We start from the raw sequence: 24012 nt of genomic DNA on the forward strand, positions 1-24012 counted from the left end.
CGTGCTGTGTCATAAAATAGGTCACAGGCTTCTAGTCTATCACGAGGACTGCCCTCGCCATCTCCGCGGACTCGGCTGAAAAGAGTCAGAGAAATCTCGAACCCTGTTCTGGGCGGCTCTACCCCGGGGGAAGCGTCTTTCTGAGCCGATTGCAGCATTCGTGCTTCACCGACGGCGTCGGGGCACTTCAAAGTGGTCGTGATTACCGGCGTAATCAGGACCACCGGTGATAGAAGTCTCATAACCATTTTTCCTATGATAGAAGGGTTATATCCCCCGAAATTCGGATTTGGCCAACGGTATGAATCATATGCCGCTATACCAAAGCCGCGACCGCCGTTCGGACCCGGTTCCGAGAATAATCGCGAGACTGCAAGCAGATGGCTTGCTACACAATCTGCATAATGTACAATGCGCCCGAAATCTGAATGATGAGGGAAATCACCCAAACCCAATGTTAGTCGTTCGTAGCTTGCTCGCTCAGCATCTCCACAACTTCCTGAACACGTTCCTCATCGGCTTCGATACCACGCTCCCGGAGGATCTGGAGGGCGATCTCATCACCGTGGTCCGCAATTACCCGGAGACACGCATCTTGAAACTCTCTTCCCTCAAATTCGGGAACATCAAACATAGAGCACGCAGCAGTTACCGATGATCGCATCCGGGTGACGCCATCCCACGTGTCCTCCCGGACATAGAAGCCGTGCATATCGGTCTCATCAAAGGAGAAGGCCGGTCCACCGGTGGATTCGTCCACATCCTCCTCATCCTGCTCAGGAATGGACTCAATCTCCGACTCTGTGTCCTCAGTAGTTATCTCTTCATCCGGTTGCGGTTCATCCTGGGTGTCAGTACGTTCGTCGTCATCCGATTCGGCTCCTTCCTCCGTTTGTTTGAGCTGTTCAGCGACGTCCCCGAAACGGTCGTCCTCATTAGGCATGGCTGTGTTCCTCCACGAGGTCCGCTAAGTGGTCGAAATTCGGGATCTGGTCGCAATCTTCGTCGAACTCCGAGACCGGCATTCCTTGCTTGAACGCGCGAGAAATCGCGGTCCGTTCGCGAATCCCTGGCTTCGGAATACTATCGATGGTGCGTCCCGAATCATCGAGGGCATCGAAGATCTCCGGGTCCACACGAGCGTACTCGGGGACGAATGAACCGAACTCCCGGTTGAGATTTTCAACGAGAGTCCGATGCTCGTTGCGTTGTCCCATTGTTTCGCGAATCATATTCGGAGTGACTGCGAGGATATCCAACCCGATATTCTGCCGGATTGGGGAAATCTGGCGTTCAATCATCTTATTGAGGCCGTTGATCGAGCCAGCACGCGGGATTAGCGGGATTATGACTCGCTGGACGGCGATGAGGGCGTTGTCGGAGAGTTTCCCACGGCCGCCTGCGGCATCAATTATCACGTAGTCGTATCCGTTTTGAATGAGCGGATCGACAACGTTCCGTCGAAGCTTCACGTCTGCGAACCGTTCGTCCTTCAGCCTCGTCTCGACGTTCTCGAGCTCGTTACTCGACGGGAGGAGGTGAACACCGAAGTCCGTCTCGATAAGCAGGTCTTCGGGGTCCTCACCATCGATAAGGGCGTCACCGAGGTTCGCATCTCGGTCGTACGCATCGTCGTATCCCAACTGGGTCGTCATGTGCCCGTCCTTATCCAGATCCAAAAGTACCGTCTCATGGCCACGAGCAGCGAGTCGATCAGCGATGTTGAGCGCGATCGTGGATTTCCCTACCCCTCCCTTGAGCAACGAGACAGCTGCTCCGGGGAGCCCTTCAAACTCGTCAGCACTCATAGCTCAGCACCCCCGTAAGAAGCAGGTTTTGTACATTTTGTAGATAATGTACATTGGGTAGATGTTGAAGGTTTCGCGAGTTTTGTCGATAGTGTGAGTTTCGCACTGATCATACGCGGTTAATGAAGCTCGTCCATCTTAATTCTGTGTCAGACAGATTTCGCACGCCATCTACACAACCTACATTTTGTACATTATATAGATTGTTGTCACAATCTTAATTGTCATAATCACCGTCGACCCTACGCAATCCACATAATTTAGATTATCAGCATTTCATACGTATTCATCGCAATCTTTGCCACCCACACGAACCAATTGAAGAAGCCCAATTTGCATTATCTACATTATCCACATTATGCATATTGGCTATGAGACCTACATTCTTCAGTCATTCAATGGGAGAGTCCTGAGTGATAGAACTCAGGCAGAGCCGTTCTACCCCGTCCTCTAGTAAGAGTTTTAACTGTTACCGGATTATTGGTAACTACCAGATGTACGAGGTTCTCGACGACACCGCGGCGCAGGTTATCCTCGCTATCGAGAGTGGTGACTCCATTCGTCGTGTCGCCCAACACCTCCACACGCCGTACGAGACGGTGAGACAGGCCGTCAACCGACTCGAAGACGCAGGCTACGTCCGCTATGACGACGGGCTCTCAGTCGTCGACGAGCGCGTGAGGGACGCAGCACGAGAGCTCGTCGCTGCCAGCGCCGGCGTCAGTCCACCATCCATCGAGGAGGCCTACGTCATCCCGCAGTTCGGTGACTGGCCGTTCGCATTCACACGGATCGACGCCGTCTACGTGTGGACCCAGGGCGGCTACCAGGTCGGTCGCGAGCCCAACGACTATCCACTGTTTCTGGCCGTCCGTGAGGAGGACGTCGACGCTTGGGAGGCGTTTTTCGAGTCGTTCGATCTCCCGACCGCATTCGAACGACAGCCCCGAGACGAGCTGGACGGACCGCTGCAGATCGTCCTCGAGCCACGCGCGTCACTCGATATCGAGCACGTCGAAGGGTACCCGGTGATCCCGAGAGCAGAGACAATCGAGTATATGCGTGAGAACTACGCCCAGTTCCAGTCGGCGCTCGCGATGCTCGACCGGATGTACGAGGACCTCGACCTCGGCGTCACGTATCGAGAGACCGAACGGGCACAGCCATGAGCTTCAACAACCGAAGTGACGCGCTCATCGAACTGCTCGAGGAGCTCACCCAAGAGGGCCATGAGTACGTCCTTGTCGGTGGTTACGCTGTCTCAGCGTTCAATGCTCGCTTCTCCACGGATCTCGATATCGTCGTCGCGCCGGACTCCAAAGCTGACTTCGTCGAATTCCTCGAACGTCGGAACTTCGAGGAAACGGACAGCCACGCCAAGGAGTGGTTCTACGATACAGAGGTGATCGAGTACGAAAAGCGGCTCACGCCGCAACAGCCGATCGGCTTCGACCTCTTGGTGAACGGACTCGGGTGTCGTCAGACCGAGGCACAGTGGTCGTTCGACTACCTGTACGACCACAGCCACCAACAGGAGGTGAGCGGGGGCACAGTGACGACGACGGCTAGAGTCGTCGATGGGGCAGTCCTCGTGGCTGCAAAGCTCCACAGTGGCCGAGAAACGGACCTTCGGGACGTCTTGGCAGTGGCTGAAGAGATCGACCTCGACGCTGTCACACCCCACCTGCGGCGAGGGGACGACGATGAGCTCCGGGAGCAACTTGAGCGTGGACTGGATATCTTGGAGAGCGACGAACTCAAGCACGGATTTCGGAGTGACTTCGGGGCCTCAGCTGTCTCAGAAGAAACGGTCACCGCTCTCCAAGAGTATCTGTCTGCACAGATTGACCACCTGAGCTGAATCGGTCGGGACTCCCTTGATCGGAAGTGAAGATAGGGCCTTCAGCGGTGCTTACACTCAGTCAAAAAATTGGAGGGGCGGTGTCAGTCGACCGTCGCTAACACACGGACATCCGTAGCTGAGTATCGTTCCCGTTCAGTACGAGCACCATGCTCGCGGAGGAACTCATCAATACGGTCGGCAAGGGATTCCGCATCTTCCCTATCGACGTGGACGATCAGCGTCGGATGTTCCTCGTCGCTGTTCTCAATCACGAGCGAGACATCCTTGAATTCGTCTGGCTGTCTATACGCCTCGAACTCATCGGCGACCTGGTCGGCCAGGTCGTCGAGTACCTCAATCGGTTCCTTTGTCATAGATTGAATTCCGAGCTACGAAGGTTGTGCAATCGCGAACGAACGGAGAGGGCGTGACGTGTCTTTCAGAATCACCTCCAGCAGACAAATTCGTACGGACCCTTCTCACACCGATGGTTTATCGACAAGAAGACCGATCCACAGAAGGTATACTGTAGATTTCGTAGGGGAACAGTTCCCAGCCACCCAAGAAAGGGACTGCTGGAACTCCTGTTACATCGACGTCGTCCAGTTCCCAGGCGGCTGTCGCGAGATCGAGTTCCACATCGGGGGCTCCCGACACTACGACGTTGATGACCTGTACCATCGTGAACTCCTTCGTGGTCGAGAAGACATCTACCACCGCATATGACGTGCAGATGATCTGCGTACCTAGCCCGACTCAGCTCACTCTAAACGGTTCTTGACGCTTGTAAATGCCTGCATTGGAAAGCATCAATAATCGGAAATGTACGCTATAATCAACAATGCCAGGACGCTACTCACTCCGCTTGACGAGGTCGTACTCTTCAGCGTACTCGAAAATGACTTGCAGTATCTCCCACGATTTGCCAGTTTGATCGTCTTCGAAGTACCATTCAGCCTGTTCACCGATGGCTGAAGAAACGGCTTCAGCATCGAGAAAGTCCTCTGGGTCGTCGAAGCCCATGCCGATCCAGTCCTCGCCAGCAAGGTTTGCAGAGAGGTCCCGTGTGATAGCGTCGATCACTGCTCGTTGAAGGTCTGCCGTGAAGTCTACTTCATACCGCTCTTCGGGCATTTCCTCTTTCAGTTTCGGGAGCAACTGCTCGGCGATCTCTTGGTGAGACGATTCTCCACTTCCCGCCCAGTCGTTCAGTACGGTGTAGTCATTCGTCATCGTTTGAGTCTGTCTTATTCGTGTATATTGATCGTAGTACTGTCCGTGTTTTCTGGCGCTTATCCTGATTGGCTCTCTTGGTAAACCTGTTGACGGAGATGTTTTGTGATTGCTTCCTGAACCTCGTCGTTGTCCATGAACTCTGCGAAGAGCTCCTGATTCTGGTCCATTCGATCGATGAACATGCTGGTTAGCGCATCATCGAATTCAAGTGCGAAGTTTTCGCGACTATTTGCGCGCGCCGAGCGTCGGAGGTGATCGTCTTCTAAGGCGTCTTCCTTGAGCTGCTCAAGGAACAATTGGTCGGCTTCGGTGAAGTCAGTCCCAAGCTTCTCGTTGATTTTTTCGACGATAGTCGACAGTTCGACTTCGTCATCTGCTTCTGAACCGCCCGTCCCAGTCTCTGTCGGGCCTTTGACCTCACCAGCGTTTGCGCTGAGCCCGATGGAACCTTCCTCGGACTTCTCAAGACGATAGTACTGTAGAGCGAGTTCGTCGTCGAATTCCACGGTGGGGTCATACGATTGTCTCGGGAGTTCCTTGTACAGGAACCGTCCGAACGTGTAGAGCTTCTCGAGGTGGGTATCCGCGTAGCTGACGATCTGCGACTGGAACTTATACAGCCGCAGGAACGACCGAAGCGTTGAACGGAAGTCTTCCTGGATCTCCTCCTCCTTCACAACGAAGCGGTCCCGAGCTGGCTGAACGATACTACTGAGCTTTCCATGGGCACCTTCCGTCCCCGTGTTGGACGGGTCAAAGAACACCTTCGCGAAGCGGTCGACTTCCTCTTGCTCGTAGATGCGAAACGCATCAAGTTCGGAGGCTAACTGTTGGAGATGCTGTGGGTCCATCTCCTCCGTCACGGTTGTCTTGCCGTAGAACGGTTCAAACGCTTCCTTGATTTCTTCCTGCTCGTTCTCGAAGTCCAGCACGAACGTATCCTCTTTGCCGGGATGCTGTCGGTTCAACCGGGAAAGTGTCTGGACAGCCTGGATCCCGGAGAGCTTCTTATCGACGTACATCGTGTGGAGAAGCGGTTGGTCGAATCCGGTCTGGTACTTATCGGCGACGACGAGGACCTGATACTCCGGAGTGTCGAAGACGTTGGGGAGTTCCGACTCTTTGATGCCGTCATTCATCCCCTTTTCAGTGTAGCTACTGCCATCGTCCTCGACCGTCCCACTGAACGCGACGAGCGCGTTGAGGTCGTATCCGTTCTCCTCGATATATTCGTCAATCGACTTCTTGTACCGGACTGCGTGAGCCCGAGAGGACGTCACGATCATCGCCTTGGCCTTCCCACCGATCTTGTGCTGCGTGTGGCTCCGGAAGTGTTCGACGATGATCTCGACCTTCTGTGAGACGTTATGGGGATGGAGTTTCAGGAACCGCGATATCGCGTTCACCGCCTTCTGCTCGGGCACCTGTGGGTCCTCCTCGACGACCTTCGCGACGTTGTAGAACGTCTCGTACGTCGTGTAGTTTTGGAGGACGTCGATGATGAACCCTTCATCAATCGCTTGCTGCATTGAGTAGAGGTGGAATGGTTCGTGGCCACCGTCTCCATCAGGTTCACCGAAGGCCTTCAAGGTCTTTGCCTTCGGCGTCGCAGTGAAAGCGAAAAAGCTGAGGTTGGGCTGTTTGTTCCGAGAGTTTGCATTCTCCGCCATAGCATCCTCCCAATCCTCGACATCCGCCTCGTCGACACCCGAGAGAATGCCCTTCATTTCCGCGGACATCTCGCCACTCTGACTGCTGTGGGCTTCGTCGACGACAACGGCGTAATCCCGCTCCGGAAGTGACTGTGCGTGCTCAATGACGTACGGGAACGTCTGGAGTGTCGTGATGATTACTGGCTTGCCCGCTTCCAAGGCCTCTGCGAGCTCCTCGGATTTCGAGCGGTTCTCACCTTTGATCGGGTGCACGACGCCAGTCTTGTGGTCGAGCTCGTAGATCGTGTTCCGGAGCTGTTCGTCGAGGACGGTTCGGTCAGTGACGACGACGACGCCGTCGAATACCGCGTTATCTTGGTCGTCGTGCAGCGACACGAGCCGGTGGACTAGCCATGCGATTGACTTGCTCTTCCCACTCCCGGTGGAATGCTGGATGAGGTAGTCCTCGCCCGGGCCCTCCTCTTTCGCGCTGGCGACCAGCTGGCGGACACACTCTAACTGGTGATAGCGCGGGAAGATGATCGTCTCGTCTTCCTCGACGGTGATACCGTCTTTTTTGATCTCCTCGGTGTCGATGTGAATGAACCGTTGGATGATCTCCATCCAGCTATCTTTCTCCCAGACGTCCTTCCAGAGATACGCAGTGCGGTGGTCGTTCTCTCGTGGGGGGTTGCCACCGCCCTTCTCGTGGCCTTTGTTGAACGGAAGGAAGTGGGTGTCCTCGCCGGCGAGTTCGGTCGTATAGTGTACCTCGTGCTGGTCGATAGCGAAATGCACCAACGCACCGCGTTTGAACCGGAGGACGGGTTCGCTCGGATCGCGATCTTGGCGGTACTGCTCTCGGGCGTCCCTGTTTGCCTGGTCGGTAAAGGTATTCTTGAGTTCCGCCGTCGCGATGGGAATCCCGTTGACGCTCAGTGCGAGGTCTACACTCAGTTTCGAATTCGTCGCTGAGTAGTGGAGCTGTTGGGTGACGCCGAGGCAATTCGCTTCGTAGCGAGCCTGCAGTTCGGGATTGATTCCCGTGTTGGGTTGGAACGTCGCGAGCTCGATTTTGGTGCCGGTGGTGCGAAGGCCATGACGCAGGAGTTCGAGTGTACCTTGTCGTTCGAGTGCGCTGGTCAGTTCCTGGAGAAAGCGCTCACGAGCGCTGCCCTTGTGGGCGGTTTCTAACTGCTTCCAGGCCTCCGGCTGGGTTTCCTGGACGAATGAGACGACCTCGTCGGGGAAGATGCCCCGTTCGGCGTCGAAGTCGTCGCTGGGGATACGTGTGTAGCCGCGTTTCAGCAGGGCGGCGGCGATCACGTCCTCGAAGGCCGCCTCGTCGTACTGTTTACTCATGTGTGACTGGCCTTTGCTTCATTTTTTACTTCTGAAACATCAATCTCACCCGTGACCGCGGCGGTGATGAGCCCTTGGCGTTTCTCTTCGAGGAGGCCGATAGTTTCCGTAATCATACTTTTAAGCTCTGAAGTCTCTTCTCGGAGCTGATTTATTTTTTCGAGAATCTTTTTCTGCTCATCTTGTGGTGGGAGAGGCATCACCCAGCTTTTGAGATTTTGCTGAGATACCTTCACCATAGAGCCGCTTGACCCGTGAGCATCCATCCGAATCTGTGCTCTAGCCGGTGGAGTCACCAGCCATTCGGAAAGAAAATTCGGATAGATCTGACTGGTATCTGTTTCTATTAGAAACATCAAATCCGGCGCGATTAGTCTACGATTGTGCTGATCTACGGTACATGCATCTGCAACCAATTCAGGCGTATTCGCCCGAGTCACGAGAACATTTCCTCTTTCTACTATCGAACTATCGGGGACTTCGGTGGTTGGTGGGAGTGCTTTGTTGTGCTGCGGTTTGAATTCACCTTCTGAAGCTGCAGAGAGTTTTAATACGCCATACTCTTCCCCCTCAGCAGCGCGTGAACTAGCGTTAGGACTCCATCCGTTCCGCAACGATCGAATGAGCCATCCAATCTGTACCTCTTCCCAGTGTTTTGGAAGGAGGTCCACCTCTGGGATAGAGGTGTCCGACATTTCTACCTCTGACTGGTTTTGTCCTGTTATATACTGGGTTGAAATTGCGCGTCGACGTTCGCTTAGTAAGCCCCTTAGGTCCTTCTTTTGAACAACTGTCTCTGAGAGCAAATCAGTTCGATCACTAATGAAATTCGCAATCTCTTTTTGTTCATCTATTGGGGGAAGAGGCATCTGTAGAGAGCGGATATCAGGCATATATATTGTCTGATGAGTGGATCCTTGCATTAGACGTGAGAACTCTTGCTGCATCGCCCGAAACACGTATGCTAAATACTCAGGTACAACCTTGGGACCACAAACCCAGTTTGCGAAATCTTGAGACGTTGCCATTTCCTGCCCCATCACACCAGAGAATCCGACAGAGGCCGTTCGCGATAGAAAAACGGTGTCCTTGGGAAGGATACGGGCGCCAGAGTTATTGAGGCCTTTCTCGCTGATTTTGTTTTCAGTATCTTCCAGATATAGTTTATTGGTATTTCTAAACTTTTTTATATCTTTTGTAGTTACCCAAGGAATGTTACAGTCCTGCCAATATTCATCGACAGATCTACTGGGCGTGTGACCAGATTCAAGTCTGGCGACAAATCGTATCCGTGTGGTATCCCAATGTTCCGGAATTTGGCCAATCCAGTCGACCCCGGAATTAATTAAGTTCGTATCCATGTCTCCAGGAATCATATAGAATCCTCAATTAATGCTGAGATTTTCTCTTCCAACTGGAGAATTTCCTCATTGATCGTATTTACACTGCGTAATTCATCATATTCATAGAAGTACCTGTCAAAGTTTATCTCGTATCCCACGACTCCAAGCTCCCCATCCTCGTCGTCGTGATACTTCTTACTCTCGTTGATCCACGCGTTCTCTAGATACGGTGCGACCTCCTCTTCGAAGTACTCCCGTGGATCCGTCCCGAGAGGCACACGTTCGCGTTCGCGTAGGTCGCCGTCGTGCTCGGGGTTGCCATTCCCGTCCCGGCAGATTTCTGCGTCGTCGTTCTGCTCGCCAAGCGCGCGTTCTATCGCGTTGTAGACGCTGTTACGCACGTCGACGCCGTGCATGTTGAACGTCAGTTCCACCTCGTCAATGAACTCGTCGCGGTCCATCCACTGCGTTTCCGAGTCCAACTCGTAGAGCGCCTCCTTCACTGCTTCCTGCACCTCTTCATCCCGGTTCGTGAACGCCCGCTCGTCGTCGAGGCTCTCGATACGCTCCTCGGTGGCCTGGAAGCTCATCCGTAGCGGCCGATCGATGACGATGCGACGGTAGCCGAACTCCTCGGTGGGGACGACCTTCGAGCGGCCGTTCGCCTCCAGGTCGCCGAAGATACGGGAGATCTCGTCGATGTGCTCCTGTGTGAGTTCGTGGCGCTTCTCGCCCAGGCTTTCGTCCATCTCAGCGTACAGGTCTTGGGCGTCGATGAGCTGGACGACATCCTCGCGCTTCTCGGGCTTGTCGTTCGAAAGCACCCAGATGTAGGTCCGGATGCCCGTGTTGTAGAAGAGGTTCTCCGGCAGGCCGACGATGGCCTCCAGCCAGTCGTTCTCCAGAATCCAGCGTCGGATAGCTGATTCCCCGCTGTTGGGTCCGCCGTTGAACAGCGGCGAGCCGTTGAATACGATGGCGATACGGGAGCCACCCTCTGCGGGCCGCTTCATCTTGCTGATCATGTGTTGGAGGAAGAGGAACGCGCCGTCGTTGGTTCGGGGCGTCCCCGCACCGAATCGGCCGGCGAACCCTTCTTCCTCGTGTTCGCGCTCGATCTCGTCTTTGACCTTCTTCCAGGAAACCCCGAACGGCGGATTCGAGAGCATATAGTCGAAGGTCCGGCTCGGGAAGCCGTCTTGAGTAAAGGAGTTCCCGTAGATGATGTTCTCGGGCTCTTGGCCCTTGATGAGCATATCCGAGTTACAGACGGCATAGGACTCGGGGTTCAGCTCCTGTCCGAAGACGTGGAGGTTCGCGTCGGTGTTGAGTTGGCGGACATACTCCTCGGCGACACTAAGCATCCCACCGGTCCCACAAGCTGGGTCGTACACAGTGCGGATAGCGTCCTGCTCGGTCAGGGCCCCGTCATCTTCCTGGAAGACGAGATTGACCATCAGTTCGATGACTTCCCGCGGCGTGAAGTGCTCGCCAGCCGTCTCGTTGCTCAGCTCGTTGAACTTCCGGATGAGCTCCTCGTAAATGTAGCCCATCTCCTCGTTTGGGACCTCCTCGGGGTGGAGGTCGATTTCGGCGAACTGGCGGACTACCTTATACAAGAGATCGGCATCGGCAAGGCGGTCGATCTGGTGGTTGAAAGCGAATTTCTCGAAGATCTCTTTCGTCTCCTCGTCGTACTGGTTAATATAGTACTGGAGGTTTTCTGCGATATCGTCGGGGTCGTTACACAGGGATTCGAAAGTGTACTCGCTGGTGTTGTACACCTGTGCATCGGCGGCCTTCTTCAGCGAGGGGGCGACGTTCTCGATACCTTGTTCCTGAAGCTGTTCGTAGCGCTCCAATACCTCGTCCTTGTTCCGCTCAGTCACGCAATCGAGCCGTCGAAGAACAGTCAGCGGCAAGATAACCTTCTGATATTCCGACTGCTTGTAGTCCCCTCGGAGAAGATCTGCAATAGACCAGATAAAGTCCGACTTCTCGTTGAAGTTATCGACCATTGTACGGTGGAAGGTAAGTGTGTATGATAAACGCCACGGAGTACTCACCAAGAAAGCCCGTTATCGACGTTAATTCACTGTACACAATTCGGCCACACTGGCCCTCCCGAAGCGAAGATTGATGACTCGGTGGGAGATCTCATCTCTTTTCAGCTATCTCTGGGAATGGTGATCACTGTTCCGACCTGTTTCATTACCTCACGGTTCACCGACTGAGTTACGCGCGAATACAGTTCGATGGATGAGGACTTGCGCCCGCGATCTATCGGGTTTGAAGCCACAGAACGACAGGATCTCGCGGTGACTGTCAGTGTTCATTACTGAGTGAGGAGAGCGACTCAACCCAGCCCAACAACCTCACTCCCCTCTCAAGGAAGGCCGTGCTCTCACCTGGTCTTACCAAACTTTTCCCCTGTCTCGCTCCGTTATTTGGTAAGACAACCGAAGAGATACATCACAGAATTATGTAGGGGTGGTGAGGAGACCTGTATGAGACCGAGTTTATGAGCAATCGAAATTGGCGAGGAGGGCTCTCGGCATGGGTTCATTCCCTCATAGTTCGATATTTCCTCCTCACGCTTACCGCGGTCGGGGTAGTTGCGATGCTCACTTCTCTCCTCAACCCGGCTGTTGAGATCGAGAATATCAGGGCGGTACTGACGACCTTAGCGACGGCAGAAGCCTCGGTTCTGGCAATCGTGTTTTCCGTAACTGTCGTCGCCTTGCAACTCGTTGTGACGCGGTATTCAGCCCGCCTCACCTCGCTGTTCGTCAAGGAGCCGCTGTTCCGCACGACGTTCGCGCTCTTCGTTGGCGCCATTGCGTTCAACCTTCTCGTCGTCTATCTGCTCCCGATACAGAACAACCGCCTACTGAACGCGGCCGTCGGAATCGCGTTTGCACTTGCTGCTGTCTCCACGTTTGCGCTCTACCAATTCATCCAGCTGATGATCCAGCGCAGCTCTCCAGACGATCTCATCTCGGTGTTGATTGAGCGAGAACTCGCACCGGACGAATACCTTCCAGCGACCGCAACGGAATTTGCCGAAATCGAGATACATCCGATTCGCCCACTGTACCGAACGATTGCTCGGGCGATTGAGCTGGGCGAATACCAAACCGCAGCACAGGGGATCGCCGGACTTCGGACGGTTCTCATCCGGACGTTCGAGTACCTCGAGAGCGAGCACTCCGAGGAAGACGCCGCCCAGTACGCATCGGCTGTTTCGACTGAGATCCTCACGGAGTATGTCCCCCCGATCTTAGAGCAGGCATACACCCACGAGCAATACGAGCTGGTTTCGGACGCAGTCGACGATGTCGAGGCGGTCGCTCTCGACGGGCTCGACCACGACTTTACTGACGTCGCCGAGGACGCTGCTGAGGGACTCGGAGACGCGTTCGATGCGGCGCCCTTGACATGGGAGGGGAACCGCCTTCGAAGCCCGGTCAAAGAGTCACTACTCGAACTGACAAAAGCTACAGCCAGCGATGCTGAGTATACGACGTTCTTGGCGGTATCGCACCATCTGGATCATCAGATGGCTGTTCTTCTCCGACGACGACCGGACACGAACGTCACACACCGGCTCGTCGGGGACTACTACACCCGAGAGATGGGCGAGATATTCGAAGTCCTCGTTGACCGGTACGGCGACGACGTGCAAGACCAAGATATCAATTGGATCTCTCCTACTGAGGGTCGAAAGTGGACGCTCCCCGATGAGGCGGAGCCACTGCGACACGTCTTGCGCGAATATGCCAGCTTCACGCAGACCGTTCTCCGATATCGCGTCTCGGAGGCGGAGTACCCGTTTGTCGAAGGGTCAATCGACGATGGCTGGAAGCGAATCACCGAATCTGCTGCCGATGCTGGGATAGATGGCCTAGCAACGCTGTGCTGTATTACGACGATCCAACTCGCCTATCGTGTCAATCAGCTCGAGGGCGGCCGTCTCGGGATGTGGACGAACAACCTTGGACTCCTCAGGCGGGATTACGATCCAGCCATCGTTGACCGAGCATTTGCGCTCCTCAAAGCCGGTGAGCAGCCGGAGGGATGCAACATCTCAGTTCGAACCTTCGATCCGACCTCGGATGACACAGACGAAGGATTCATCGAACGGTTCTTCGGAACTGAAGAGGAAGATACCCTGTTCGAGGATTGGCTCGTCGAGTTCGAGAAAGACGTCCACGAACGAACGGAGTACCTTCGGGAGCGAGAATGACGGACTACCAGTTCGAAAAGGGTGATCGCGTCCGAATCGATATCCCTAATGAGATAGATCCGGACTACAGGCGGCTCCACGGGCGGTATGGCGAAATTGTCGCCATCTTGGAGGATGATGCCGGCGCCGTTACGGGCGATGATCGTGACGCCGTGCTGTACCGTGTTCGGCTCGATGACGGGACAAATACGGATGTTCGTTGGCGCGATCTCCGGCCACCCTAAGATATCGTTCTAGTGTGATTCCGTAAGTTTCCAGAATCCTGGGATTTCCACAAAAGAATCGCGTTACACCACCGGGATAGCCACGGACTATCGTGCTAATCGAATCGTTTCCGGAAGCAACCCAGTCACGTTTTTAGTACTAGCCAGAAAACCAGTCTATCAAGCAACGATGATCCGCGATGCTCGCGTTCTCCGCGCCGGATTCGTCCCTCGGGAAGTTGAGCATCGCGACGCCGAGGTCAACCACCTCTCTAGCGTTCTCGAGCCCATCACGAACGGAGAACCAGCCGACACAGCTATCGTCACCGGACCCAGCGGAACGGGGAAAACGTGCATCTCTAAATTCGTCACGGAACGACTTCGAGAAGAGGTCCTCGACGTCGAGGGCATCTATGTCAACTGCTGGCGAAACTACACCCGGTTCCGCACGCTCTACCAAATTCTCGACGACCTCGGCGCGACCATCGACATCCACCGGCAGTCGACGCCCCACGACGAACTCGTCGACCGCCTCCAGCAGCATGACGGCCCGCGAACCGTCGTCATCCTCGACGAGGTCGATCAGCTCGAAGACCCCAGCGTCATCTACGACCTCCACAGCCTCCCGCAGTTCGCGATCATCTGTATCGCGAACAAGGAAGAGGAGCTGTTCAGCCGCGTCGACGACCGCCTCGTGAGCCGCCTGCGCTCCAGCGAACACGTCCGGATGGACAAGTACCACGACGAGCAGCTGTACGACATTCTGAGTGCGCGGGCGAAGTGGGGCCTCGACGAGGACGTCATCACCGACGACCAGCTCTACCGGATCGCCGACGCGGCCGCTGGCGACGCCCGCCTCGCTATCGGCATCCTCCGAACGGCTGCCGGCAAGGCAGATCGCGAGAACCACGAGCGCATCACCGACGACATTCTCCTGGACGCTGCCGAGGATGCTCGGGCCCAGATCAAGCAGAAGAGCCTCGACTCGCTCACGCCGCACCAGCGCGTCGTCTACGACATCGTTCGCGAACACGGCCCAGTCGGGCCGAGCGAGATTCACGAGCGCTATACCGAGGACGTCGATGATCCGCGGACGAAGCGGACTATCCGCACGTACCTCTCGAAAATGGAGCAGTACAACCTCCTCGAAGCGGAAGGGACGAGTCGGGACCGAGAGTACTCGCTCGTCGATTCAGCGGCGGCGTCGCCGATGCAGTAACGGTGACCCCGTCAGCTATCAGGGACTGAACTCGCCGAGGCCCGATTGCTCATCGTCCAGTGGCTCGATGACCTGGGGATCGTCGTTGCCGGGGTTGTTGACCCGCGTCGAAATCTCGTAGGCGTCCAGATCGTCCTTCGGGTACGGCTGGCACAGTTCCTTGCGGGTGTCCGGGTCTGCGGCGAGCCAGTCGGACTCAGCGTCCTTCGGGAGGACGACCGGCATCCGGTCGTGGATTGAGTTCATCAGGTCGTTCGGCTCCGTCGTGAGAATCGTGACGCACGAGATCGTCTCGTCGTCGCCCTCCCAGACGTCCCAGAGCCCGGCCATCGCGAATACGGGGTCGTCCTCCCGGTAAATCCGGTAGGGCTGCTTCGACCCGCCGTTCGGCGATTTCCATTCGTAGAACCCTGACGAGGGGACGAGGCAGGGACGTGCTTCCCACGCCCGCTCGAACACGCGTTTCTCGTCGGCAGTCTCGGAGCGAGCGTTGATGATACCCTCCTCGGGTTCGTCCGCCCAGAACGGAATCAGCCCCCAGTGGTAGGCGTCGATCTCGTCTGAAGCCTCGTTCGTGACGATGCTGAGGTCGTCGCCAGGTGCGATGTTGTACCGGGGTGTGTACCCGCCGTCTGCGACGACCTCGGCGTCGAAGCGAGCCTCGAGGTCTGCTTGGTCGATGAAGAGCGAGTTCCGGCCACACATATCGAGGAGTTCGGAGGGAGGCATCTTCAACGTGGTCGCACAGGAACTTCGTGGAAACAACGTACTTAACCAACATACGCGCCGTCATCCATAGAGTGTTGGTTAACGGAGGCAGTACGAGACAAGTCTGATTCTGGAAACTTCACGGAACCGGACGCACGATCCCAAAATTCGGCGACTAACTCACCCACACCGTAACTTAGCAGCTCAGCTAGGCCTTCGAGTTGATCCGGGGCAGGATACACCCGGAATTCGATGGGCGACGACAGAGTATAAATACTCATCTTCCGTTCTGGTGACCATGTCCAGACAGGTCTCGGATTATTTGTCTGAAATAAACGACCATATCTTTCTTCCCGGCCTCCAGCGGGAGTTTGTCTGGAATCCCAGGCAGATTGAGGAACTGTTCGATTCATTGATTCGAGACTATCCAATCGGAGCCATAACTGAATGGAGAGTTCGAGCGGCCAATATCAGCGACTACAACTCGTATAATTTCCTGCGGATGTACGTTGCCGATGACTATCGGCCACCGGATCCAGTTTTGACGGAATACGACCTCTACAATCAGGAGGTTGAAGACAAAGAACCGGAAATTCTGATTATAGACGGCCAGCAGCGCTTGAACTCGCTCTATATCGGTGTCGAGGGTGGAATTACAGTATATAATGGCGGACGGGGGAAGCCCAGCGATCAGCTCCAGTACTGGGAAGGCCAGCGGCTGTGTGTTGACCTATTCGGTCACCCAGAATACGATCGCGACGATACAACAGGCGACTACGAGTTTGAGTTCAAATCGACAGGGAAGTTTGGAGGAACGGACGAGACCGGCTATTCCATGACCGGCGACACGCGACACCTGTGGATGCCGGTCGGGGAGTTATGGAACGGAGGCGACGACGGGGGCTCCGGGAACTCCACAGTGCTTGAGGGAAGAGCACTTAGCGAAGTCGTTGATGAATACGTGGACACCGCCGAATTGAGGGCGGACAACGAAACCCGCTACCAGCTGCGCAGTATTTCGATGGCCGTCGCGAGAGACATTACGAGCAACGTTCTACAGGACGATCTCGAAACAGACAGCACGAACAAGGATAGGTCCGAAATTCCCGAGATATTTACGAGGCTAAACATGGAGGGCTCTGATCCGAAGCCCTACCAGCTCCTCCTCTCAAAACTAATGAGTTATTGGCCGTACGCGGAAGAGGAGGACGAGCGAATCAATCCAAGGGAGGTCATCCAAGATTGGATTGACGAATTTAAACAGAAGTTCCCTGAGTATGAGCAAGAAATCGACCGGAAGCTGTTTCTCCGATATTCAGCATACTTAGTCGGAACAGACCTGCTCCGCAGCAATCTCAGCAGTATCGATGAAGATAGAATGGACGAGATGCGCGAGCGGTGGCTGTATACTGAGCCCGTCGTCGCCGGGCGGCGCTTCGAGTGGTTTCGGAAATCGCTTGAGAAGGCTTTCCAGACGATAATAGAGAGTGGGATCCGGAGTTCGGTGATGAACACGATGCCGATCTTCGCACTACTTGGCGTGTTCTATTACCAGAATCCGGATGCTGAGGTCTCCGACGCGAACCGCGAGAGTGTTTTCCAGTTCGTCGCAAGAGCCCTCTTGCTGAACAAGTACTACCAGGTTCTGACCTACGGCAAGTGCCGCAACTGGATGCGATACCTTCGTGAATGGGAACCAGACCCCAACGAACCAATCGTTTTCCCCGGAGACGAACTATTTGAATCGGAGAACATCAGCCCATCTGCTGAAGACATCCGTCGAGTCGTAGCCAACGCTCGTTACGAGAGCAGTCCAGGAGAGCCTGTATTTACCGACACAGACGTCACGGCAGTACTCGGCCTCATCGAGGAATCGTATACACAATCGACGTCCACCAGTATTGGCGACTACTCGGTTGACCACATCTACCCGAAAAGCAGGAAAGAGTCCGTATCTGAATCTATTGGCGAGACTGTTGATCTTAATCGAATCGGGAATCTACAGCTGTTGCCACACGAGATGAACGAAGAGATCAAAAGCGACGAGTGGCCCCACGACTGGTTGGACGACCTCGGCAACGCCGAGGCTGAGCGTATCCAACGTGTCAATCAGTACCCCGATATCGAGCCGACCCCGGAGAACGCACAGGCGTTTATTCAGGCTCGCGAAGAGCAGATTACCGACTACTTGATAGACAAATACGTGAAGTAAAGAGAGAACTGCAAGTCGCAGTTTCCTTAGAATTTTCACAGAAATCAAACTGAGACACCGGCCTACTGAGCTCCCCACATATTAACCAACAGACAGAGGGCGTATGCATCCACTTGTTGGTTAACCGAGGAGGCGCCTCATATCGGAATTGTTCTCGGAAGTGGTCATCCTAACACGAAAACACGCAAACAGCGACGCCACTCGTTGTATTTTGATCGGTTCCCTGAAACGCGGAAGCGACACGCCGCGGCTTATCGGGAATGTAGACCTCTAGTCGTGTATGGAAAAACACTCAACGTCGGACCGATTGGCGGTGGACCAGCCGACACGGGACGCTGACCGCAATCGGTCCCTCGCTGACCAGGCCGATCCGGCTACGGACGAGATGTTGTTGCCGCAGCTCGACGACGGAATCACGCTGCTCGACGTCGAGGGAGGCCGCGGCGTCCCGATCCTGCAGTCGCTCGTGCTCGACCATCTCCTCCTGCACGACGGGCCCGCCTTCTGGGTCGACGCAAACGGACACGCGACGACGACGACACTCGCTCAGATCGCGCCCAGTCAACGGTTGCTCAACCGAATTCACGTCGCCCGCGGATTCACCACCTACCAGCACTACGGCGCCGTCTGTGATCTCCCGACGGCAGTGAACAAGTCGATCCAGATGTCTACCACTGACGCCGGGGCGGCCGGTCGAGGGGAACCAAGTCGTGACGAGGACACGTCGCCCCACACACCCGCCCTCATCGTCGCGCCGGCCATCGACGCCCAGTACCGCGCCGACGATACCCTCGGCGAAACCCACGCGGAAACCCTTCAGGCTCGAACTCTCGCCCAGTTGGCGACCTACGCTGAAGGATACGACATCCCGGTGCTCGTTACGCGAAACGAACGAAACGAATTCACCGAGCCGGTCGCGACGGTCGCCGACCATCACCTCGAGTGCGAGCAAACTCGGATGGGGCCACGGGTCGTCGGCGAGGACTTCGAGACGCTCGTCTACCCCGTCGACGACGGCGCGTACTACCAGACGACGTTCGCGTACTGGCGGCAGCTGCTCGCGGCACGCGCCACGCAGGTCGGCGTGGAACCGACGACGCCGACGCCGTCGACGCCGACTCCGGAGGGTGTCGGGACAGGCGTCACAGCTGACGGTGAGACGGTGGCGGCCACCGCAGATCCCTTGCTCGATGCGTGGACCGCAACCGGGGCAGGAGGACGATAGCGATGGGGCGTACGAACCCAACCTACCGAGATGCGCTGCGGGCAATCGAAGAGCGCTGGGCTGAGTTCCGCCGGGCACTGCGGCGTCGCGACCAACCGCACTTCGACCAGCTGTTCGAGTACGCCCGCGACCACGCCGACGCGAGCGGGCTGTTGAACCACCAAAATCCGCTGCTGCCGGCGCTGCTCAGCATCGATCTCGAACAGGAGGCCCGCCTCGACGACCACGAGGAACGCCTCGAAGAGCTCGAAGCCGCGGTCGCAGCACGCGATGATCAAGAGAGTGCCCCACCGGACTCGGACCCGTAACGATGCCGTTCAGCATCGACTTCCTGGACGACGGCCGCGTCCTGGAGTGGGAGGCAACCGCTGACGGCGCCGTCGCGACCGAGCGCGATGACTACACCCCACGCTTCTACGTCGCCGCTCGCGACCCTGATGCCGACCTCGACCTCACGACACTCCAGTCGGTGTACGACCAGCACCCGGACGTCGTCGCGACCGAGACGGTTGCGCGACGCCCCGGCTTTCGACGGGACGAGGAGGCCGTTCTCGCGGTCGATGTCGCCCACATCGACCGCGTCACCCAACTCGCCCGGCAGGCACGCCAGCTGTCGGACTATCCAGTCGGGGATCTCGCCTGTTTCAACGTCGACTTCTCGCGAGAGTTCCGGTACTGTCTGGAGACCGGCGCCGATCCGACGCCGGCGAGCGAGTTGTCGACGCTCCGGCTCAGCGTCCCGGTGACCGAAACGAGCAACGACGTCTACGAGGAACTGTCCGTCGCCGGCGACACCGTCACCGGCTCGCCGACGGATATCCTGACCGCCGTCCAAGGGGCACTCGAAGCGCACGATCCGGACGTCCTGGTCTGCTCGACGAGCGAGATCGTCCCGACCCTGTACGAGATGGCGACGGACGCCGGCGTCGACGACTTCTCGCTGAGTCGGTGGCCGGACGTCGACTACCAGCAGCTCGCGAGCCGGTCGACGTACTCGAGCTACGGCCGCGTCGGCCACTCGCCGGCGCGGTACAACGTGCCCGGCCGGGCGATCATCGACGAGTCGAACACGTTCTTCTGCGGGGAGACCAACCTCGACGGCGTTCTCGACCTCGTGTCGCGCTCGAAAAAGCCCGTTCAGGAGCTCGCGTGGGCGTCGATCGGGAACGTGCTGACGGCGATCCAGATTTGCGAGGCCCACGACCGCGGCGTCCTCGTCCCCTGGAACTCCTGGCGTCACGAGTTCTACAAGCCGATGGGGACGCTCCACGACGCCGACCGTGGCGGCTTCATCTTCGCACCCGAGGTCGGGCTTCACGAGAACGTCCACGAACTCGACTTCTCCTCGTTGTACCCGAACATCATCTGCACCCGGAACGTCTCGCCGGACGTCATCCGGTGTGACTGCCACAGCGACCGCGACGACGTCCCCGGCCTCGGGTACTCGATCTGCGACGACCGGGGCTACCTCGTCGACGTGCTGCAACCGATCATCGACGCTCGCGACGAGATCAAGGCGGCCATCCGTCGGGAGAAGGAACGAGACGACCCCGACAAGGACCGGCTGGCGGAACTCGAGGGACGGTCGGGAGCGCTGAAGTGGATCCTCGTCGCCTGCTTCGGCTATCAAGGGTTTAGCAACGCGAAGTTCGGCCGCATCGAGTGCCACGAAGCGATCAACGCATTCGCTCGCGAGATTCTGCTGACGGCGAAACAGCGGCTGGAAGCTGGCGGCTGGCGCGTCGTCCACGGCATCGTCGACTCCATCTGGGTGACCCCGGACCCCAACGTCGACGACGAGGACCGCGAAGACCTCCAGACGCTCGCGACGGAGATCACGGAGCGCGTCGAGATTCGCCTCGAACACGAGGCCCACTACGACTGGGTCGCGTTCGTGCCGCAGCGCGAGAGCGACGCCGGCGCGCTGACGAAGTACTTCGGAAAGGTCGCCGGCGACGACGACTTCAAGGTAAGAGGTATCGAAGCCCGACAGCGTTCGACTCCGCCGTTCATCGAGGACGTCCAGCGGGACTGTCTTGACCGGCTCGACGCGACTCGATCTCCGGACGCCGTCCTCGACTGTCTTCAGGACGCAATCAAGCGCCTCCACGCTGGAACGGTGCCGGTCGAGCAGCTCGTCGAACGGAATCGTGTCTCCAAGCCGCTGGAAGGGTACACGCAGAACACGCAGAACGTGGCGGCACTGAAGCGGGCTCGGGACCAGGGCCTCGCTATCCACCCGGGACAGGACATCGAGTACGTGGTCGTCGATGACGAGAAGAGTTCGCGAGAGCGAGTCGCGTTGGCCCACGAAGAGGTAGAGTCGTACGATGCGTCGTACTACGAGACGCAACTCGTCAGAGCTGTCGAGAGTGTGCTGGCACCGCTTGGCTGGGATCGGACGGAGATTAAACGCGAGATCGCGGAAACTCGGAAAACGGACTTGGCCGCCTTCACCGAGATTGAGAGAGGTTAACCAACACTATCGAGGTATCGGGAGGTTTGTTGGTTAATGCTGAGTGGAGACACGAAAGGGACTTGGAGAGAATACCTCGTCCACACACCCCTCGTCCAGAGTGAAAACCAATCAGAGGTGTGGGGTGAGGTCCACGGGAAATAGGGGTTCTCGTGGGAGAAGATCAGCAAGAATCACGGAAAGACTGCCTGAGACGGGAGAACACGGAGGAAATGAAACAACGAACACGAGCAGCGGTTCGAAACCACCCAGACGAATGCCGCCTTCGTCCTCTTCTCTGTGCTGAATGCACTTGAGGAGTGGTAGGAGGTAGGTAGTAATAAAACTTCTAGGTAATACTATGCAGGTTGGCATGTTTGAAGATCTTCGACTGTGTAACGACTGCTGTTCGAGGGATACTCGTCTCACGTCTTGTGATTTTGGTACTTCCCAGCCGACTCGTCGTGTGGTTTCCGCCGGGTCAACCGAGGGACTCTCGTAGCGTTTCACTCTGGACGAGGGGTGTGGGGGTTCGATTCCATCGTCCGCGTATTATGAGACGTTGAAGGAACAATCGTCATTCTGACTATTCGCCAACCAGCAAACCGGCATCAAAGCCGAAATCGAGATTAGTATCTCCCGATCTCCCTCGTCAATCGGAATCAAGATACCCGATCCCGACAGTCCCGATTGTACCCTGCTTTGCTTCGGCTGGAGATCTGACCTGCGTCTTCACTCTTGATTGGGGGTGCCGACGAACGCTCGTCAACATCACTCGAGGTTCACACTCCACTCCAGCTCATCACACCAGCGCTTTCACTCTGGACGAGGGGTGTCTGCCGTGCGTCAGACGTCCAGGGCCGATGTGTCCTCTCATAGAAATGATTGATTACCCGGTTCGGGAGATACACTCTGGACGGGGGGTGTCGTCTCAACCAAGTACGCTGCTCCCGGATGGAGGGCTATTCACTCTTGACTAGGGGTGTGTCAAACCCGCTCCAGTCTGGCGTTTTCACTCTGGATTGGGGGTGCCGGTCTGCGTCGGTAACTCTCGCTCCGAATCCGATTTCACTCGGGACCGACTCGATCCTTTGTGAGGATGATACGCCAGCGACAAAACATCAGAAGACGACCATAGCCCGATTTACACTCTGGTCGAGGTAGCCAAATCATTAAGTAGGTCCCATCCGCGATGTCTGATATTGATGGCTGAGGAACCGTCCCAACTCTCTGACTTCGACGGCCGCTACGAGGATCCCGCTGACGATCCCCTCTTCGACTTTGATGAAGACGACCCCGACCGAGCCAACATTTTCGCTCGCAAGGAACTGCTGAAGGTTGGCCACGTCCCTGAAAGCGGACGTATCGTTGGCCGAGATGGCGAGATCAAGGCCGTGGCTGCTGAACTCAGGCCAATCGTTCGTGGCGATCCGCCCAACAACGTGATTATTTACGGCAAAACGGGAACCGGGAAGTCACTAGTTGCTCGCCACGTCACAGAACGAGCGCGCCGAGCCGCGGAGTCGAACGGTGTGTCCGTGGGCACGGTCTACGTCGACTGCGCGCAGCACAACACACAGACACGCGTCGCGAGGACGGTAACTCGTTCACTCAACGAGACGGACGAGACTGACCTCGATATTCCACGCGCAGGGATTGGCAGCGGTGAATACTACGACTATCTCTGGGAGATTCTGGATACTGCCTACGAGTCAGTCATCATCATTCTCGACGAGGTGGACCGACTCGATGACGATGATATTCTTATGCAGCTCTCGCGGGCTCGCGAATCGGGGAAAGCGGATTGCCACCTGGGCGTCATCGCAGTCAGCAACAAAATCGAGTATCGCGACCAGCTGAACGAACGCGTCAAGTCCAGTCTTCGCGAGGAGGAGTTCGTCTTCCAACCCTACGACGCGAATCAACTGCGCGAGATTATGAAGCACCGACGGGACGCGTTCCACGATGGCGTTCTCTCGGATGATGTGATCCCGCTGACGGCGGCACTAGCCGCTCAAGAACACGGTGACGCCAGAAAGGCCATCGAAATTCTACGTCACGCCGGCGAACTAGCCGAACGAGAAAACGTCGACACAGTCGTCGAGGAACACGTTCGTGATGCTCAGGAATGGGCTGAAATCGACCGGTTCGAGGAGCTTCTCCGTGGATCGACGACCCAGGTCAAATTCATCCTCTATTCTCTCGCGCTGCTCACCGAAGAGAATCCGAACGAGGATGGATTCTCTACCAACCGGATTTACGAACGGTATCAGGCGACGACAGAGAAGGCTGACGCGAAGACTCTCAGCGAGCACCGCGTCTACGAGCTGTTGAAAGAGCAGGCGTTCCTCGGTGTCGTTGAATCAACTCGGACCGGTGGTGGCCGGGGTGAAGGCAGTTATCTCGAGCACCGGCTGGTTCAGGATACCGGCATCGTGCTGAAATCTGTCCTCCGGGACAGCCGGCTGGAAGATCTGGCCTAGCTCCCGTTTCGGTCGCT

General features: G+C 56.5%; 19 protein-coding genes. 10 read left to right on the forward strand and 9 right to left on the reverse strand.

Annotated features, from left to right (window positions below; genetic code table 11):
• Positions 1-457 precede the first annotated feature (457 nt).
• Entirely contained in the window at positions 458-943 is a 486-nt protein-coding gene (locus EGH21_RS18465) for a DUF7970 domain-containing protein (protein WP_220619888.1), read from the reverse strand.
• On the reverse strand, positions 936-1808 hold the full coding sequence (locus tag EGH21_RS18470) for a ParA family protein (RefSeq protein ID WP_004594451.1): 873 nt from the start codon (positions 1806-1808) through the stop codon (positions 936-938). Before EGH21_RS18470 ends, EGH21_RS18465 begins: the two co-directional genes overlap by 8 nt.
• 494 nt (positions 1809-2302) lie before the next feature.
• Here EGH21_RS18470 and EGH21_RS18475 point away from each other — a divergent pair, with 494 nt between their 5' ends.
• A complete protein-coding gene (locus EGH21_RS18475) occupies positions 2303-2977 on the forward strand; it encodes a helix-turn-helix domain-containing protein (protein ID WP_220619889.1) in 675 nt (224 codons plus the stop codon).
• On the forward strand, positions 2974-3669 hold the full coding sequence (locus EGH21_RS18480) for a hypothetical protein (protein ID WP_220619890.1): 696 nt from the start codon (positions 2974-2976) through the stop codon (positions 3667-3669). The genes EGH21_RS18475 and EGH21_RS18480 overlap by 4 nt, the downstream gene beginning before the upstream one ends.
• Positions 3670-3752: 83 nt before the next feature.
• On the opposite strand, the gene EGH21_RS18485 is transcribed toward EGH21_RS18480, so the two are convergent.
• From EGH21_RS18485 to EGH21_RS18510, 6 genes are all read right to left on the reverse strand, one after another.
• Complete coding sequence (locus EGH21_RS18485) at positions 3753-4025, reverse strand: hypothetical protein (protein WP_220619891.1); 273 nt, start codon at positions 4023-4025, stop codon at positions 3753-3755.
• 118 nt (positions 4026-4143) lie between these two features.
• Positions 4144-4332, reverse strand: a complete 189-nt coding sequence (locus tag EGH21_RS24175; RefSeq protein ID WP_236035662.1) for a hypothetical protein — start codon at positions 4330-4332, stop codon at positions 4144-4146.
• Between the two features lie 171 nt (positions 4333-4503).
• The gene (locus tag EGH21_RS18495; protein WP_220619892.1) at positions 4504-4884 is read right to left on the reverse strand and encodes a hypothetical protein; all 381 of its coding nucleotides are present in this window, start codon (positions 4882-4884) and stop codon (positions 4504-4506) included.
• Between the two features lie 59 nt (positions 4885-4943).
• Positions 4944-7901 (reverse strand): type I restriction endonuclease subunit R, encoded by a 2958-nt coding sequence (locus EGH21_RS18500; RefSeq protein WP_220619893.1) that lies wholly within the window; start codon positions 7899-7901, stop codon positions 4944-4946.
• Positions 7898-9277: a restriction endonuclease subunit S gene (locus tag EGH21_RS18505; protein ID WP_220619894.1), complete on the reverse strand. Its 1380-nt coding sequence runs from the start codon at positions 9275-9277 to the stop codon at positions 7898-7900. The genes EGH21_RS18500 and EGH21_RS18505 overlap by 4 nt, the downstream gene beginning before the upstream one ends.
• Positions 9274-11262, reverse strand: coding sequence for a type I restriction-modification system subunit M (locus EGH21_RS18510; protein WP_220619895.1), 1989 nt, complete (start codon positions 11260-11262; stop codon positions 9274-9276). Before EGH21_RS18510 ends, EGH21_RS18505 begins: the two co-directional genes overlap by 4 nt.
• Before the next feature lie 503 nt (positions 11263-11765).
• Between EGH21_RS18510 and EGH21_RS18515 the strand changes: the two genes are divergently transcribed.
• From EGH21_RS18515 to EGH21_RS18525, 3 genes are all read left to right on the forward strand, one after another.
• Positions 11766-13490, forward strand: a complete 1725-nt coding sequence (locus tag EGH21_RS18515) for a DUF2254 family protein (protein ID WP_268899085.1) — start codon at positions 11766-11768, stop codon at positions 13488-13490.
• Positions 13487-13714, forward strand: a complete 228-nt coding sequence (locus EGH21_RS18520; RefSeq protein WP_220619896.1) for a DUF8139 family protein — start codon at positions 13487-13489, stop codon at positions 13712-13714. The genes EGH21_RS18515 and EGH21_RS18520 overlap by 4 nt, the downstream gene beginning before the upstream one ends.
• Before the next feature lie 169 nt (positions 13715-13883).
• Positions 13884-14912, forward strand: coding sequence for a Cdc6/Cdc18 family protein (locus tag EGH21_RS18525; RefSeq protein ID WP_220619897.1), 1029 nt, complete (start codon positions 13884-13886; stop codon positions 14910-14912).
• 18 nt (positions 14913-14930) lie between these two features.
• Here the strand turns inward: EGH21_RS18525 and EGH21_RS18530 are convergent, their stop codons facing one another.
• On the reverse strand, positions 14931-15617 hold the full coding sequence (locus EGH21_RS18530) for an SOS response-associated peptidase (protein WP_220619930.1): 687 nt from the start codon (positions 15615-15617) through the stop codon (positions 14931-14933).
• 301 nt (positions 15618-15918) lie between these two features.
• Here EGH21_RS18530 and EGH21_RS18535 point away from each other — a divergent pair, with 301 nt between their 5' ends.
• From EGH21_RS18535 to EGH21_RS18555, 5 genes are all read left to right on the forward strand, one after another.
• Positions 15919-17832, forward strand: coding sequence for a DUF262 domain-containing protein (locus EGH21_RS18535; RefSeq protein WP_220619898.1), 1914 nt, complete (start codon positions 15919-15921; stop codon positions 17830-17832).
• 385 nt (positions 17833-18217) lie between these two features.
• The gene (locus EGH21_RS18540; protein WP_220619899.1) at positions 18218-19057 is read left to right on the forward strand and encodes a hypothetical protein; all 840 of its coding nucleotides are present in this window, start codon (positions 18218-18220) and stop codon (positions 19055-19057) included.
• A gap of 2 nt (positions 19058-19059) precedes the next feature.
• On the forward strand, positions 19060-19365 hold the full coding sequence (locus EGH21_RS18545; RefSeq protein WP_220619900.1) for a DUF8156 family protein: 306 nt from the start codon (positions 19060-19062) through the stop codon (positions 19363-19365).
• Positions 19366-19367: 2 nt separating this feature from the next.
• On the forward strand, positions 19368-21533 hold the full coding sequence (locus EGH21_RS18550; RefSeq protein WP_220619901.1) for a type B DNA-directed DNA polymerase: 2166 nt from the start codon (positions 19368-19370) through the stop codon (positions 21531-21533).
• A 1184-nt stretch (positions 21534-22717) separates the two neighbouring features.
• Entirely contained in the window at positions 22718-23995 is a 1278-nt protein-coding gene (locus EGH21_RS18555) for a Cdc6/Cdc18 family protein (protein WP_236035664.1), read from the forward strand.
• The last annotated feature ends 17 nt before the right edge of the window (positions 23996-24012 follow it).

This window comes from Haloarcula rubra (assembly GCF_019599465.1).
In the GTDB taxonomy this organism is placed as follows: domain Archaea; phylum Halobacteriota; class Halobacteria; order Halobacteriales; family Haloarculaceae; genus Haloarcula; species Haloarcula rubra.

What these genes read in the sequence shown, in the direction of transcription:
- EGH21_RS18485 (WP_220619891.1), bottom strand. Translation starts at nt 4,025, where the DNA reads ATGACAAAGGAACCGATTGAGGTACTCGACGACCTGGCCGACCAGGTC.
- EGH21_RS18525 (WP_220619897.1), top strand. Translation starts at nt 13,884, where the DNA reads ATGATCCGCGATGCTCGCGTTCTCCGCGCCGGATTCGTCCCTCGGGAA.
- EGH21_RS18520 (WP_220619896.1), top strand. Translation starts at nt 13,487, where the DNA reads ATGACGGACTACCAGTTCGAAAAGGGTGATCGCGTCCGAATCGATATC.
- EGH21_RS18495 (WP_220619892.1), bottom strand. Translation starts at nt 4,884, where the DNA reads ATGACGAATGACTACACCGTACTGAACGACTGGGCGGGAAGTGGAGAA.
- EGH21_RS18505 (WP_220619894.1), bottom strand. Translation starts at nt 9,277, where the DNA reads ATGATTCCTGGAGACATGGATACGAACTTAATTAATTCCGGGGTCGAC.
- EGH21_RS18535 (WP_220619898.1), top strand. Translation starts at nt 15,919, where the DNA reads ATGTCCAGACAGGTCTCGGATTATTTGTCTGAAATAAACGACCATATC.
- EGH21_RS18550 (WP_220619901.1), top strand. Translation starts at nt 19,368, where the DNA reads ATGCCGTTCAGCATCGACTTCCTGGACGACGGCCGCGTCCTGGAGTGG.
- EGH21_RS18500 (WP_220619893.1), bottom strand. Translation starts at nt 7,901, where the DNA reads ATGAGTAAACAGTACGACGAGGCGGCCTTCGAGGACGTGATCGCCGCC.
- EGH21_RS18555 (WP_236035664.1), top strand. Translation starts at nt 22,718, where the DNA reads ATGGCTGAGGAACCGTCCCAACTCTCTGACTTCGACGGCCGCTACGAG.
- EGH21_RS18530 (WP_220619930.1), bottom strand. Translation starts at nt 15,617, where the DNA reads ATGTGTGGCCGGAACTCGCTCTTCATCGACCAAGCAGACCTCGAGGCT.
- EGH21_RS18540 (WP_220619899.1), top strand. Translation starts at nt 18,218, where the DNA reads ATGTTGTTGCCGCAGCTCGACGACGGAATCACGCTGCTCGACGTCGAG.
- EGH21_RS24175 (WP_236035662.1), bottom strand. Translation starts at nt 4,332, where the DNA reads ATGGTACAGGTCATCAACGTCGTAGTGTCGGGAGCCCCCGATGTGGAA.
- EGH21_RS18510 (WP_220619895.1), bottom strand. Translation starts at nt 11,262, where the DNA reads ATGGTCGATAACTTCAACGAGAAGTCGGACTTTATCTGGTCTATTGCA.
- EGH21_RS18480 (WP_220619890.1), top strand. Translation starts at nt 2,974, where the DNA reads ATGAGCTTCAACAACCGAAGTGACGCGCTCATCGAACTGCTCGAGGAG.
- EGH21_RS18515 (WP_268899085.1), top strand. Translation starts at nt 11,766, where the DNA reads ATGAGCAATCGAAATTGGCGAGGAGGGCTCTCGGCATGGGTTCATTCC.
- EGH21_RS18465 (WP_220619888.1), bottom strand. Translation starts at nt 943, where the DNA reads ATGCCTAATGAGGACGACCGTTTCGGGGACGTCGCTGAACAGCTCAAA.
- EGH21_RS18470 (WP_004594451.1), bottom strand. Translation starts at nt 1,808, where the DNA reads ATGAGTGCTGACGAGTTTGAAGGGCTCCCCGGAGCAGCTGTCTCGTTG.
- EGH21_RS18475 (WP_220619889.1), top strand. Translation starts at nt 2,303, where the DNA reads ATGTACGAGGTTCTCGACGACACCGCGGCGCAGGTTATCCTCGCTATC.
- EGH21_RS18545 (WP_220619900.1), top strand. Translation starts at nt 19,060, where the DNA reads ATGGGGCGTACGAACCCAACCTACCGAGATGCGCTGCGGGCAATCGAA.